Here is a 13,357-nt window from a genome sequence, read left to right on the forward strand (position 1 = left end):
GCGTCAGATCTGCGAATCCCACGGCTTGGACAGCCGCATCGCGCCGTTGATGATGCCCACCATCGAATAGGTCTGCGGGAAGTTGCCCCACAGCTCGCCAGTCACCGGATGGGTGTCCTCGGACAGCAGCCCCAGGTGATTGCGGGAGGCCAGCAGCGCTTCGAAGATCTCGCGCGCCTCGTCGGTCCGGCCGATGCGAGCCAGCGCGTCGATGCGCCAGAAGGCGCAGATGTTGAAGGCGGTCTCGGGACGGCCGAAGTCGTCCGGCGCTTCATACCGACGCATGTGCGGGCCGTCGCAGAGCGAGGCCTCCAGGGCATCCACGGTGCTGACGAAGCGTGGGTCCTTCGGATCGATGAAGCCGACCTCGGCCATCAGCAGCACGCTGGCGTCCAGGTCCTTGCCGCCGAAGCTCTCCACGAATGCCTTGCGATCGTCGCTCCAGGCGTTCTGCAGGATCTTGTTGCGGATGATCTCGGCCCGCTCGCGCCACAGGTGCGCGCGCCGCGGCTCGCCCAGCACGGTGGCGATCTTGGCCAGCCGGTCGCAGGCGGCCCAGTTCATCAGCACCGAAGAGGTGTGCACGCGGGAGCGGGTGCGCAGCTCCCACATGCCGGCATCGGGCTTGTCGTGGATGGCATAGGCCTGCTCGCCGATGCGCTCGAGCAGCGCGAATTCATTGAGGCCAGCGCGCTGGTGCAGGCGGTGGTCGAAGAAGGACTGGGCCGACCCCAGGACGATGTTGCCGTACACATCGTGCTGGAAGTGCTCGTAGGCCTGGTTGCCGGCGCGCACCGGACCATTGCCCCGGTAGCCGCGCAGATGATCGACCGTCTGCTCGGTCAGGCGATGCTCCAGGCCAATGCCGTAGAGCGGCTGCACATGGCCATCGCGCGACTGCGCCACCACATTGCGCAGCCAGCGCAGGTAGTCCTCCATCGTGCCGGTCTCGGACAGGCTGTTGAGGGCCCGCACCACGAAGAACGCGTCCCGCAGCCAGCAGTAGCGGTAGTCCCAGTTGCGCTGGGTGCCCGGGGCTTCCGGCACGCTGGTGGTCATGGCCGCCACGATGGCGCCGGTCTCCTCATAGAGACACATCTTCAGCGTGATGGCCGCGCGGATCACCGCGTCCTGCCATTCCAGCGGAATGGCCAGGCGGCGCGTCCAGTCCCGCCAGTAGTTGATGGTTTGCTCCTCCAGCATGCGGGCGGCGTCTTCCACGCCGCGGTCCAGCGTCTCGTCCGGGCCGAAGATGAAGCTCATCGGCTGGTCCAGCGAGAAGGAGGTCTCGTCCAGGATGTAGGTGAGCGGTGCGTTGGAGGTGAGCCGCACGACGAATCGCGGCCCGACGAAGCGGATGTGGTTGCTGCCGCGGGTGCGCACCGGGCGCGACTTGCCCCAGTCCACCACCGGACGCAGCACCACCCGGATCTGGGGTCGGCCCTCCAGCGGACGGATGCGCCGCACCAGCATCATCGGCCGGAAGGGCCGGTCGTGCAGGAAGAACCGCGGCATGAAATCGGTGACTTCGATCGCATTGCCATGGGTGTCGTAGAGGCGGGTGCGGAGCACCGCGGTGCCATGGTCGTAGGACTGCTCGCTGTGCGAGAAATCCTGCAGCACCACCTGGAAGGTGCCGTCCGGCCCCACGCCCTCCGGCGAATCGATGAGCGCATGGAACATCGGGTCGCCATCAAAGCGCGGCGCGCAGGCCCAGACCACCCGGGCCTGGTCGTCGATCAGGGCGCTGACCGCGCAATTGCCCACCAGTCCCAGCTTCAGCGATGCCACATCCATAACCGTATTCCCTTTCCGTAGAGCCGACAGACGGCAGGAAACGTGCCTTGGGCGCCTGTCAGCGGTGGAGGTCAGGTGTAGCGCGATGTCCGGTGAGCATCAACCGGCGGTCGGGATGTCGCAGTGGAATGTGGGGTTGGAGGCAGGCGAGCCGGTCGCCTGCGGTATGGTGGGAGTGGGCTGGTGGACCGCGGCCGGCATCGGGCCAGCGCTGGACCCCATTCCGGGCTCAGTGGCGATTCAGCTCAGCGTGACGCGAGCAAACTTGCGCCTGCCCACCTGCACCACCATTTGTCCGGCAGCGACCTTCAAACCGCGGTCAGAGACGGTGTCGCCATCGATCTTCACGCCGCCTTGCTCGATCATCCGGTTGGCCTCGGAGGTGGAGGGCACCAGGCCCGCCGCCTTGAGCAGCGCGCCGATGCCCATGGGGGCGCCGCTGAGCGCGACCTCAGGAATGTCGTCCGGAATGCCGCCCTTAGCGCGGTTGTTGAAGTCGGCCTCGGCCTCATCCGCCGCCTGCGCGCTGTGGAAGCGCGCCGTGATTTCCTTGGCCAGCAGCACCTTCACTTCCTTGGGATTGCGGCCGGCTTCGATGTCGCGCTTGAGCGCGGCGATCTCGTCCAGGCTGCGGAAGCTCAGCAGGTCATACCACTTCCACATCTGCACATCGCTGATGGACAGAATCTTGGCAAACATGCTGTTGGCCGGCTCGGTGATGCCCACATAGTTGTTCTTGGACTTGGACATCTTGTCCACACCGTCCAGCCCTTCCAGCAGCGGCATGGTCAGGATGCACTGCGGCTCCTGGCCGTATTCGGCCTGCAGGTGGCGGCCCATCAGCAGGTTGAATTTCTGGTCGGTGCCGCCGAGCTCCAGGTCGGACTTCAGCGCCACCGAATCGTAGCCCTGCATCAGCGGGTAGAGGAACTCATGCACCGAGATCGGGGTGCCGGCGGCAAAGCGCTTGGTGAAGTCGTCCCGCTCCATCATGCGCGCCACGGTGTACTTGGCGGCCAGCTGGATCATGCCGCGCGCGCCCAGCGGGTCGCTCCATTCGCTGTTGTAGCGGATCTCGGTGCGGGCCGGGTCCAGCACCAGGCTGGCCTGCTTGTAATAGGTCTCGGCGTTGTGCTTGATCTGCTCGGGCGTGAGCGGCGGACGGGTGGCGTTGCGGCCGGAGGGGTCGCCGATCATCGAGGTGAAGTCCCCGATCAGGAAGATCACCTGATGCCCCAGGTCCTGCAGTTGGCGCATCTTGTTGAGCACCACGGTGTGGCCGATGTGGATGTCAGGCGCGGTCGGGTCCAGGCCCAGCTTGATGCGCAGCGGCACCCCGGTGGCCTCCGACCGGGCGAGCTTCTTCACCCAATCGGCTTCGGGCAGCAGTTCCTCGCAGCCGCGCAGCGATTGCGCCAGCGCATGCTTCACCCGGTCGGTGATCGGAAATTCCGGTTTGCTGGAAGGACTGTCAGACTGGGTTCGGGCTTCGGACATAGTGCTGCATCACCCGCACGGGGCTTACATAAAGTCTTGATTTAGCGGGTTTTCTAGCATGCCGCGGGACACCCCGCCGCTATACTTGCCGCAGTTTTGCAGGGTGTGATCGGTAGCAATTACCGCCCGCATGCCCCGCGAAAGTGCCGATAAAGGCTGCCTTTCAAGGCCCCTCAGCGGGGTCCCTGGAAGGGATGCTGATTCTAGGTCACAGAACTTGGTGGTCGGCCGGCTCTTCGCTGTATCGACCGCGCGCGTCCGTCGCTGGCGTCCTTCGCTGGCCTGGGTGTGACCGCGGATTCCGTCACCCACCGTCTCCAGGATGTCTCGCGCGTGATGAATTGGTCTGAGGAATGGAAGCGCGTGCAGCGCTCGCTGGCTCGCGTAGAGGGTTTTGCCGCGCGTCATCCGCGTGCCCTGACCGGAACGGTGGTGGGGGTGCTCGGTGGCTTTGCGGTCACCGCCTTCGGTATCGCCCCGCTGGCTCCGGATGCTGCCGACCTGCACCAGCATGAGATCACCGAGGCCATCGTCCCGCAGTCGCTGGACGCGCAACTGGCCGAGCTGGCAGCGTTCGACCCGGGCCTGTCCCGCTCCGACCTCACCCGCGCTTCCGACACCGCCGACACCCTGCTCAAGCGCATGGGCGCCTTCGACCCGGCCGCCGCGCTCTTCCTGCGCAACGACCCCAATGCCAAGCGCCTGCTGCAAGGTCGCGTGGGCAAGCGGGTGCAGGTGGTGGCCACGGCCAGCGGCCAGGTGCAAAGCATCATTGCCCGCTTCCCGGCTGAGAAGGCCGAGCAACAAGACCGCTTCTTCACCCGCCTGAGCATCGTGCGCGAAGGCGATCATTTCGTCTCCAAGTGGGAAACCGCCCCGCTGGAGAGCCAGATCCGTCTGGGCAGCGGCACCATCCGCAGCTCGCTGTTCGCCGCCACCGACGAAGCCAACATTCCGGACGCCATTGCGTCCCAGCTGGCGGACATGTTCTCCGGCGACATCGACTTCCACCGCGAACTCCGCAAGGGCGACCGGTTTTCGCTGGTCTATGAAGTCCTGACCGCCGACGGCGAACCGATCAACTGGGACGGCCGTGCCGGCCGCCTGCTGGCCTCGGAATTCGTCAACAACGGCAAGAGCTACCAGTCGGTGTGGTTCAAGGACAGCGCCAGCGGCAAGGGCAGCTATTACGGCTTCGACGGCGAAAGCAAGCGCAAGTCCTTCCTGGCCAGCCCGATGGAATTCTCCCGCGTGACCTCCGGGTTCGCGATGCGCTTCCACCCGATTCTCAAGACCTGGCGTCAGCATCAGGGCATCGACTATGGCGCGCCCACCGGTACGGCGGTGCGCACCGTGGGCGATGGCACGGTGGCCTTTGCCGGCTGGCAGAACGGCTTTGGCAACGTCATCCAGATCAAGCACAACGGCGACCGGATGACCGTCTATGGCCATCTCAGCCGGATCGACGTCAAGCGTGGCGAACGCGTGGAACAGGGGCAGAAGATCGGCGCTGTCGGTGCGACCGGCTGGGCGACGGGCCCCCACCTGCACTTTGAATTCCGAGTGAATGGTCAGCAGCAGGATCCGCGTGTGATTGCCAAGGCCGCTGAATCCGTGCCGCTGCCGGCCTCGGCCCGTGCAGCATTCCAGTCGCAACTGGCCGCTGCCAAGACGCAGCTGCAGGCCGCTGCCACGCTGGGTGACGGCGTGGTGGGTGAGTAAGCCAAGGTCTGAATCGCCGATGGGCGGCTGAGTGGCGCGGTGGGTGCAAGCATTCGCTGAGCTATTGGGCTATCGGTCCGGCCCGAGCTTCAGGTGCTAGCAGCGCCAGCCCCCCTGGCGCTGGCGGGACGACGACACTTCTGCGGTGCGGCGGTTGCCGGACGCCACCCATCAGCTGGGCGTGACCGGTTTGTCGGTCGGTCTGTCGGTCTGTCCGTCTGTCGATGACTCAAGAGAATTTTCGCCATGACGCATGAGCTCTTCATCGGCCTGATGTCCGGCACCTCGCTGGACGGTGTGGACGCTGTGCTGCTGCAGGCCGAAAGCGATGGGCGCGTCCAGGCGCTGGCGCATCACCACCACCCCTTCCATGCAGTGCTTCGCACCGAGCTGCTCGCCCTGAATGCAGCCGGCGACAACGAACTCCAACGCGCCGCCCTGGCCGCCAATGCAGTGTCTCGCGCTTACGCCGAGGCGGTGCAGCAGGTGCTGCTGGCGCAAAGCCTGCCGCCCCGGCAGATCCGCGCACTGGGCGCCCATGGTCAAACGGTGCGTCACCGCCCCGGCGAATTCGACGGGACCGGCTTCACGCTGCAACTCCTCAATGCACCGCTGCTGGCGGAGCTGACCGGCATCAGCGTGGTCCATGATTTCCGCAGCCGTGATCTGGCGGCTGGGGGCCAGGGCGCACCGCTGGTGCCTGCTTTCCATCGCGCGGTTTTCGGGCGGGATGATGCCGATGTCGCCGTGCTCAACATTGGCGGCATCAGCAATGTCAGCCTGCTATGGGCGCTTGGGGAGAGCGGCGGTTTTGACTGCGGTCCGGGCAACTGCCTGATGGACGGCTGGATTCAGCGGCACCAGGGCGCCGACTACGACGCCGACGGCGCATGGGCCGCCCAAGGCCAGGTGCTGCCGGGCCTGCTGCAAGACCTGCTGGCCGAGCCTTTCTTTCACCGCCCGCCCCCACGCAGCACCGGTCGGGACCTGTTCCATCTGCAATGGCTGGATCAGCGGCTCGCCACCCATCCCGGCGCGCGACCGGTGGACGTGCAGGCCACCCTGCTGGAGCTGAGCGCACGCTGCGTCGCCGACAGCCTGAGTCGTTTTGCGCCGGGGCACTGGCAAGCGCTGAGGGTGTGTGGCGGCGGCGCCTTCAACGGGCGGCTGATGCAGCGTCTGCAATCGCTGCTTCCGACCGTGCAGGTGACCAGCACCGCGCAGGCCGGCCTGCCGCCGATGCAGGTGGAAGGGGCCGCCTTCGCCTGGCTGGCGATGCGGTGGGTGCGGCACCTCAGTGGCAATCTGCCAGCGGTCACCGGGGCCAGCGGACCGAGGGTGCTGGGAAGTTATACGCCAGCTTGAGCCAGCCCCGCGTGTCGCGGCCTGTGATCTTGCGGACCCAGAAACAACAAAACCGCCAACAGGCGGTTTCATGCGTCCGCCCCGATGGCGGCATTCCTGACAGAACGTCCGGTGCGGACGAGCCGTCAGGCAGCAGCGGATGTCGTCAGACCGAGAAGCTCGAGCCGCAACCGCAGGTGGTCGTGGCGTTCGGGTTCTTGATGACGAACTGAGCGCCCTGCAGGTCTTCCTTGTAGTCGATCTCGGCGCCCATCAGGTATTGCAGGCTCATGGCGTCGATCAGCAGGGTGACGTCGTTCTTGTTCATCCGCGTGTCGTCGTCATTCACGGCTTCGTCGAAGGTGAAACCGTACTGGAAGCCGGAGCAGCCACCGCCTTGCACAAACACGCGCAGCTTCAGGTCAGGGTTGCCTTCTTCCAGCACCAGCTCACGCACCTTCTCGGCCGCGGCGTCGGTGAAGACCAGCGGTGCGGGCATGCCGTCGGCGGTCAGATCGGCGGAGGTTTCGAGAACTGCAGTGCTCATGCTGGATCCTGAATGGAGATGTCCGGTGAATGGGGAGCATTATGACAAAGCAGGCGGCCAGGTGCCGTTGCGTGACGCCAAAGCCCTTCTCGCAATGCGGCAGGCGGCACGGTCTGGGGGCCGGTGCGGATTGGCACACCGCCTGTATGCCACATGGGGCCGACCCGCCAAAAACAAAGGCCGCTGAAAAGCGGCCTTTGCTTGGGGTTGGAACGCCAAGCGTAAGCCAGACGTTCCAGGAAGTTCGATCAGCGCTTGCTGAACTGCTTCCGGCGACGGGCACCGTGCAGACCGACCTTCTTACGTTCGACTTCACGCGCATCACGCGTCACGAAGCCGGCGCGGCTCAGTTCGGGCTTCAGGGCTGCGTCGTAGTCGATCAGGGCGCGGGTGATACCCAGGCGCACTGCACCGGCCTGGCCGGATTCGCCACCACCGTGCACGTTGACCTTGATGTCGAAGGCCTCGCCATTGTTCGTCAGCATCAGGGCTTGACGAGCAATCATGATCGAGGTCTGACGGCCAAAGTACTGCTCGATCGAGCGGCCGTTGACGATGATTTGACCAGTGCCCTTCTTGATGAAGACACGTGCCACCGACGACTTGCGACGGCCGGTACCGTAGTTCCAGTTTCCGATCATCACCGCTCCTTAGATTTCCAGCACTTGGGGCTGCTGGGCGGTGTGCGGATGCGTGTCGCCCGCGTACACCTTCAGCTTCTTGATCATCGCGTAGCCCAGAGGACCCTTGGGCAGCATGCCCTTGACAGCCTTTTCCAGGGCGCGGCCCGGGAACTTGGCTTGCATGTCCTTGAACTTCGTGGCGCGGATGCCGCCCGGGTAGCCGGTATGACGGTAGTACACCTTGTCATTGGCCTTGTTGCCGGTCACGCGCAGCTTGTCTGCGTTGATGATGACGATGAAATCGCCGGTATCCACGTGAGGCGTGTAGATGGCCTTGTGCTTGCCGCGCAAACGGAGTGCCACTTCGCTGGCAACACGTCCGAGCACCTTGTCGGTGGCGTCAATCACAAACCACTCGTGCTTCACTTCGGCCGGCTTGGCGCTGAAGGTCTTCATGAGAGTCTTTCAAAATCTGGCAAATCAGCAAAAGCCGCACGGCAGACCCCTTCAAGAGGAATCCAGCCAGTGCAATTTCCGCACGTTGGGCCAATGCCCCACTTCTGTTCGGTGCCGCTTATGAGTGCGCGACCTCTCACGAAAGTGCCCCACGGCTGCCATGAAACCGGGGAAAGCCCGCGAGTTTAGCAGAACTTGGGCAAAAGCCAAATGCGCGGGCCCGCCCGTGGGCCCATTGGCCCGGTCCGCGCCGCCGTTGATCGGGGAATCGTCACAGATCCTGCATCTGGCCGCAGAATCCACTTGGCGAGACCCGCACTTTGGCTACCATCCGGGTTACTACTGAGCCGCCATGACTGCCGCCCCACCCTCCTCTCCCACCCCGGCGCCCGCGCCTGCGCCTGCCGTGGCGGGATCGACGGGCGTCAGCGCCGATGCGTCGCCGCCCAAGCCCAAGCGGGACCGCCCCTGGACCGCCCGCCTGCCTGCATTCTGGCGACGCTGGGCGGACTGGGTCCCCATCCGCGCCCTGGGCAAACGCCACCGCAAGCGCATCGCCCAGCACCTGCTGTCTCTGCCGGAGCGAGACCGCTACCTGCGCTTTGGCTACGCGGCCCGGGACGAACAGATCCAGAAGTATGTCGACACCCTCAATTTCTCGCGGGATGAGGTGCTGGGCATCTTCAACCGCAAGCTGCAACTGATCGCCGTGGCCCACCTGGCCTATGAGCCGACACCGCAGATCAAGGGCCGCCCCGCCATGGCGGAATTTGGCGTTTCGGTGGCGGGGACTGCCCGGGGCCGGGGTTTTGGCCGCCGGCTCTTTGAACGCGCCGCCCTGCACGCCCGCAACCGCGGCATCGACACCCTGTTCATCCACGCCCTCAGCGAGAACGGCCCCATGCTGGCCATCGCCCGCAAGGCCGGGGCCAAGGTGGAGCGGGACGGCAGCGAATCCGAGGCCTGGCTGCGCCTGCCGCCAGACTCCGTGTCGTCCCATGTGGACGAAGCCATCGAGCGCCACATGGCCGAGGCGGACTTCCAGCTCAAGCGCCACCTGCGCAACTTCAACGCCTTCATCGACGGCGTGGCCGAGGTGAAGACCAAGCTGGGCAAGACCAGCGGCAAGTCGGCCAAACAATAGCCAAGCCACCACCGGTCTCTACCAGCCCCCCAGACTGGTCCACCCGATCCAGGGGGGCCACTCGGATGCATCTTGTAACGACTTTCGGCTACATTCGCGCCGATCCGGGCACGATTCAAGCCGTGCGTTCCGTCACACGACGGGCGCTGTGCCCTTCGGGCCCTCTTACAACGCTTCGGGACATGCTCAACACATTGCCGTGGGTCGTGGCAGGCCTGGGTGGCGCTGCCGGACTCGGTCTGGCCGCAACCCTGCTGCTGCGCCGACCCCAACGCCGCAAGCCCTTGCCCACCGAATGGTCGCTGAATGCGCGACCGGTGTTCAGCGCGGACGAACGACGGGTCTTCCGCCTGCTGCGCGAAGCCCTGCCCCATCATGTGCTGATGGCCAAGCTGCCGCTGGTGCGTTTCTGCCAGCCGACAGAAGCCAAGGACGTGCGCTACTGGTATGACTTGCTGGGCGGCATCAGCGTCAATTTTGCGATCTGCAGCCCCAATGGTCGGGTGCTGGCCGCCGTAGACCTGGACACCCAGCGCTCCGGCAGCGCCCGCAGCCTGCAGATCAAGCAGGAAGTGCTGGCGGCCTGCCGCATCCGCTACCTGCGCACGTCGGTGGACACCATGCCCACCGTGTCTGAATTGCAGTTGCTGGTGCCCTTCAGCAACCAGTCGTCGCGGGCGCCCCAGCCGCTGCAGCCCCGCAGCGCCGTGCGTGCCCAGGCGGCTGCGCCGAGCGCGGCCCACCCGTCCGCCCAGCGCCGGGTGCCGGGCCGCAACACCTTGTGGAACGATTCGTCGGTCTTCAGTGACTCCTTCTTTGCGCCCGACAGCCGCCTGGACGGACTGGGCGGAGCGCCGGACAGCGTCCAGACGGCGGCGGAGCCACGGGTGCGCGGCTACCGTCCGCGGGGCACCACCGGGGGAGATTCGTCGATGTCCCCGCTGGATTCCCAGTTCAGCGAAGAGACGGATCACGACATTGCCGGCGTGGTGGTCGACGCGCCGCGTCACATGCGGCGCTAAGCTAGCAGCTTCTGCCCACCGGACCGACGGCGCGAAAGCGCCGTTTTGTTTTGCTGATGACCTCATCCCCGGCCGGTTTCGGCCATCTCACCCCGGAACGCATGCTGGACGCGATGGAGCATGCCGGTCTGCGTCCGGACGGCCGGTTGCTGCAGCTCAATTCCTACGAAAACCGCGTGCTGCAGGCCTATCTGGAGGACGGCAGCGCGGTGGTGGCCAAGTTCTACCGCTCGGGCCGCTGGAGCGACGCGCAGATCCTGGAAGAGCATGCATTCGCCCGCGAGCTGGTCGAGGCGGAAGTGCCGGTGGTGGCCCCGATGATGCTGGAGGTGGACGGCCAGGCCACCACGCTGGCCCATGTGCTGGGGGACCGTTTTGCGGTGTCACCGCGTCAGGGCGGACGCGCCCCTGAACTGGAAGATCCGGAGGTGCTGCGCTGGATCGGTCGCTTCCTGGCCCGGCTCCACGAAGTGGGCCAGCGCCACCCGTTTGAACATCGGGTGTCGTGGAACACCGCCCAGCCCGCGCGGGAGGCCCGCGACTGGCTTCGGGACCATGACATCCTGGCGCCGGACGTTGCCCCGCAATGGCACGACGCGGCCGAGCGCTGCATCACCGCCATCCAGGCGGCCTTCGACCAGCAGCCCCAGCTGCGCAGCCTGCGCCTGCACGGCGACTGCCATCCCGGCAACCTGCTCTGGACACCGGACCGGGGTCCGCATTTCGTGGATCTGGATGATGCGATGCAGGGCCCCGCGGTGCAGGACCTGTGGATGATGCTCTCCGGAGACCCGGAGGCGGCCCGCCGGCAACTGGATGCGCTGCTGGACGGATATGAAAGCGTGCGCGAATTCGACTGGCGCGAATTGCGGCTGATCGAAGCCTTGCGCACCCAGCGCATGATCCATCACAGCGCCTGGCTGGCGCGGCGCTGGGAAGACCCGGCGTTTCCGCTGGCCTTCCCCTGGTTCGGCACGCCCAATTACTGGAGCGACCAGGTCGTCAAGCTGCGCGAGCAACTGGACGCCATGCAGATCGAGGCCGAAAAGGCCTCGGGGCTGCCCAGCTGGGACTGAGCCCCAGCCGGGCGCCTCGCAGATCAGGCCAGCAGCAGCGCGTTGACGCGCTTCACATAGGCCGACGGATCTTCCAGCGTGCCGCCCTCAGCCAGCAGGGCCTGGTCGAACAGCACCAGGGCCAGGTCCTTGAAGCGGGCTTCGTCGCCGTCCTGCTGGCTGATGTCGCCGAGCTTGCGCACCAGCGCATGGTCCGGGTTCACTTCCAGCGTGGGCTGGGACACCGGCGCCGTCTGACCCGCCTGCTTCAGCATGCGCGCCAGGTGACCGCTGATGTCGCCCTCTTCCACCACGATGCAGGCCGGTGAGTCCACCAGGCGGGTGGTCACGCGCACGTCCTTGGCCTTGCCTTCCAGCGCGGCCTTGAGCTTTTCCAGCATCGGCTTGAAGGCCTCGGCGGCTTCCTCGGCCTTCTTCTTCTCTTCCTCGTCCTGCAGCTGGCCCAGGTCCACCGACCCCTTGGCCACCGACTGCAGCGACTTGCCTTCGAACTCGAAGAGGTGAGAGAGCATCCACTCGTCCACACGGTCCACCAGCAGCAGCACCTCGATGCCCTTCTTGCGGAAGACCTCCAGCTGCGGGCTGTTCTTGGCCGCGGCCAGGCTGTCGGCGGTGATGTAGTAGATGGCCTCCTGGCCTTCCTTCATGCGGCTGACGTAGTCCTGGAAGCTCACGCCTTCGTCGGCATGGGTGGACGCGAAACGCAGCAGCTTGACCAGCCGCTCCTGGTTGGCGTGGTCTTCCCCCACCCCTTCCTTGAGCACCTGGCCGAAGTCCTTCCAGAAGCGGGCGTACTTGTCCTTGTCGGACACGTCCTCGCTGTTGGCCAGCGCCTCCAGCATCGACAGCACCCGCTTGGTCGAGCCTTCCCGGATGGCCTTCACATCGCGGCTTTCCTGCAGCAGCTCGCGGCTGACATTCAGCGGCAGGTCGGCCGAGTCGATCACGCCCTTGACGAAGCGCAGGTAGACCGGCATCAGGGCTTCGGCGTCGTCCATGATGAAGACACGCTTCACATAGAGCTTCACGCCGCCGCGCTTGTCGCGGTTCCACAGGTCGAACGGCGCCTTGGCCGGGATGTAGAGCAGCTGGGTGTATTCGCTGCGGCCTTCCACCCGGTTGTGGGTGAAGGCCAGCGGCGCTTCGGTGTCGTAGCTGATCTGCTTGTAGAAGCTGTCGTACTCGTCCTGGGTGATGTCGCTCTTGCTGCGGGTCCACAGGGCCGAGGCCTTGTTGACCGGCTCCCACTCGTCCTTGAGCACCTGCTCGGCCTTGTCGGCATCCCACTCTTCCCGGCGCATGAGAATCGGCAGGGAGATGTGGTCGGAGTACTTGCTGATGACCGACTTCAGACGCCAGGTCTTGAGGAATTCATCTTCGCCCTCCCGCAGATGCAGGATGACGTCGGTGCCGCGGACCGGCTTGGTGATGGTCTCGACCTCGAAGTCCCCGGTGCCCTCGGAGGTCCACCGCACGCCCTGCTCGGCCGGCAGGCCGGCGCGGCGGGACTCGACGGTGATGCGGTCCGCCACGATGAAGCCGGAATAAAAGCCCACCCCGAACTGGCCGATCAGGTTGGCGTCCTTCTTCTGGTCGCCTTCCAGCTTCGCCATGAATTCGCGGGTGCCGCTCTTGGCGATGGTGCCCAGGTGGGCAATGGCCTCTTCCGCCGACAGGCCGATGCCGTTGTCGCTAATGGTGACGGTGCGCGCGGCGGCGTCAAACGACACCCGGATTTCCAGATTGGGCTGGTCCTCGAACAGGGCATTGTTGTCCAGGGCCTCGAAACGCAGCTTGTCGCAGGCGTCGGAGGCATTGCTCACCAGCTCCCGCAGGAAGATTTCCTTGTTGGAGTAGAGCGAGTGGGTCACCAGATGCAGGATCTGCTTGACCTCGGCTTGGAAGGAATGGGTTTGCTTGTCCATCTCTTGTTGAATTGCCGTGCAGGATTGTTGGGAGGACTCGGGCAGGCGTGACCGGCCCGGTTGCGTCCGCATGTGGGGCGCAGCCCGGCGATTTCAAGAGGGGCTTGTGGAGGCTTGTAGCGGCTTGTGGCGGCGTGTAGCGGCTTTTCACGGTGCCCCCCCGGAGAAGCATCCGGGAGGGTTGGGGCGGCGGGCAGCCAGGCC

General features: G+C 65.6%; 11 protein-coding genes. 5 read left to right on the top strand and 6 right to left on the bottom strand.

The annotated features are described in order from the left end of the window. Positions 1–3: 3 nt before the first annotated feature. Both DES44_RS15040 and tyrS read right to left on the bottom strand, forming a co-directional pair. Positions 4–1,797: a glycoside hydrolase family 15 protein gene (locus DES44_RS15040; protein WP_058933903.1), complete on the bottom strand. Its 1,794-nt coding sequence runs from the start codon at positions 1,795–1,797 to the stop codon at positions 4–6. 240 nt (positions 1,798–2,037) lie between these two features. After that, entirely contained in the window at positions 2,038–3,294 is a 1,257-nt protein-coding gene (gene tyrS / locus DES44_RS15045) for a tyrosine--tRNA ligase (protein WP_058933902.1), read from the bottom strand. 336 nt (positions 3,295–3,630) lie between these two features. On the opposite strand from tyrS, the gene DES44_RS15050 reads away from it, so the two are divergent. Both DES44_RS15050 and DES44_RS15055 read left to right on the top strand, forming a co-directional pair. Next, the gene (locus DES44_RS15050) at positions 3,631–5,016 is read left to right on the top strand and encodes a M23 family metallopeptidase (protein ID WP_058933901.1); all 1,386 of its coding nucleotides are present in this window, start codon (positions 3,631–3,633) and stop codon (positions 5,014–5,016) included. Between the two features lie 246 nt (positions 5,017–5,262). Continuing rightward, a complete protein-coding gene (locus tag DES44_RS15055) occupies positions 5,263–6,381 on the top strand; it encodes an anhydro-N-acetylmuramic acid kinase (protein ID WP_058933900.1) in 1,119 nt (372 codons plus the stop codon). Between the two features lie 145 nt (positions 6,382–6,526). Here the strand turns inward: DES44_RS15055 and erpA are convergent, their stop codons facing one another. From erpA to rplM, 3 genes are all read right to left on the bottom strand, one after another. After that, a complete protein-coding gene (erpA, locus tag DES44_RS15060) occupies positions 6,527–6,907 on the bottom strand; it encodes an iron-sulfur cluster insertion protein ErpA (protein ID WP_058933899.1) in 381 nt (126 codons plus the stop codon). Between the two features lie 248 nt (positions 6,908–7,155). Beyond that, positions 7,156–7,548, bottom strand: a complete 393-nt coding sequence (rpsI, locus tag DES44_RS15065) for a 30S ribosomal protein S9 (protein ID WP_058933898.1) — start codon at positions 7,546–7,548, stop codon at positions 7,156–7,158. Positions 7,549–7,557: 9 nt separating this feature from the next. Then, positions 7,558–7,986: a 50S ribosomal protein L13 gene (gene rplM / locus DES44_RS15070; protein ID WP_058933897.1), complete on the bottom strand. Its 429-nt coding sequence runs from the start codon at positions 7,984–7,986 to the stop codon at positions 7,558–7,560. A 352-nt stretch (positions 7,987–8,338) separates the two neighbouring features. Here rplM and DES44_RS15075 point away from each other — a divergent pair, with 352 nt between their 5' ends. The 3 genes from DES44_RS15075 to DES44_RS15085 all read left to right on the top strand — a co-directional run bounded on the left by DES44_RS15075 (position 8,339) and on the right by DES44_RS15085 (position 11,228). Continuing rightward, entirely contained in the window at positions 8,339–9,130 is a 792-nt protein-coding gene (locus DES44_RS15075) for a GNAT family N-acetyltransferase (protein ID WP_116001639.1), read from the top strand. A 182-nt stretch (positions 9,131–9,312) separates the two neighbouring features. Further along, the gene (locus DES44_RS15080; protein WP_170156682.1) at positions 9,313–10,152 is read left to right on the top strand and encodes a DUF2726 domain-containing protein; all 840 of its coding nucleotides are present in this window, start codon (positions 9,313–9,315) and stop codon (positions 10,150–10,152) included. A gap of 56 nt (positions 10,153–10,208) precedes the next feature. After that, positions 10,209–11,228, top strand: a complete 1,020-nt coding sequence (locus DES44_RS15085; RefSeq protein WP_058937198.1) for a serine/threonine protein kinase — start codon at positions 10,209–10,211, stop codon at positions 11,226–11,228. A gap of 23 nt (positions 11,229–11,251) precedes the next feature. On the opposite strand, the gene htpG is transcribed toward DES44_RS15085, so the two are convergent. Beyond that, positions 11,252–13,153 carry a molecular chaperone HtpG gene (gene htpG, locus DES44_RS15090; RefSeq protein ID WP_058933895.1) on the bottom strand — a complete coding sequence of 634 codons (1,902 nt, stop codon included), beginning with the start codon at positions 13,151–13,153 and terminating at the stop codon, positions 11,252–11,254. Positions 13,154–13,357: the final 204 nt, after the last annotated feature.

Origin of the sequence: Roseateles depolymerans, assembly GCF_003387155.1 — a bacterium.
Classification (GTDB): domain Bacteria; phylum Pseudomonadota; class Gammaproteobacteria; order Burkholderiales; family Burkholderiaceae_C; genus Roseateles; species Roseateles depolymerans.

Bases quoted from the DNA above. Each gene is read 5' to 3' on its own strand.
- DES44_RS15040 (WP_058933903.1), bottom strand. From the start codon at position 1,797: ATGGATGTGGCATCGCTGAAGCTGGGACTGGTGGGCAATTGCGCGGTC.
- tyrS (WP_058933902.1), bottom strand. From the start codon at position 3,294: ATGTCCGAAGCCCGAACCCAGTCTGACAGTCCTTCCAGCAAACCGGAA.
- DES44_RS15050 (WP_058933901.1), top strand. From the start codon at position 3,631: ATGAATTGGTCTGAGGAATGGAAGCGCGTGCAGCGCTCGCTGGCTCGC.
- DES44_RS15055 (WP_058933900.1), top strand. From the start codon at position 5,263: ATGACGCATGAGCTCTTCATCGGCCTGATGTCCGGCACCTCGCTGGAC.
- erpA (WP_058933899.1), bottom strand. From the start codon at position 6,907: ATGAGCACTGCAGTTCTCGAAACCTCCGCCGATCTGACCGCCGACGGC.
- rpsI (WP_058933898.1), bottom strand. From the start codon at position 7,548: ATGATCGGAAACTGGAACTACGGTACCGGCCGTCGCAAGTCGTCGGTG.
- rplM (WP_058933897.1), bottom strand. From the start codon at position 7,986: ATGAAGACCTTCAGCGCCAAGCCGGCCGAAGTGAAGCACGAGTGGTTT.
- DES44_RS15075 (WP_116001639.1), top strand. From the start codon at position 8,339: ATGACTGCCGCCCCACCCTCCTCTCCCACCCCGGCGCCCGCGCCTGCG.
- DES44_RS15080 (WP_170156682.1), top strand. From the start codon at position 9,313: ATGCTCAACACATTGCCGTGGGTCGTGGCAGGCCTGGGTGGCGCTGCC.
- DES44_RS15085 (WP_058937198.1), top strand. From the start codon at position 10,209: ATGACCTCATCCCCGGCCGGTTTCGGCCATCTCACCCCGGAACGCATG.
- htpG (WP_058933895.1), bottom strand. From the start codon at position 13,153: ATGGACAAGCAAACCCATTCCTTCCAAGCCGAGGTCAAGCAGATCCTG.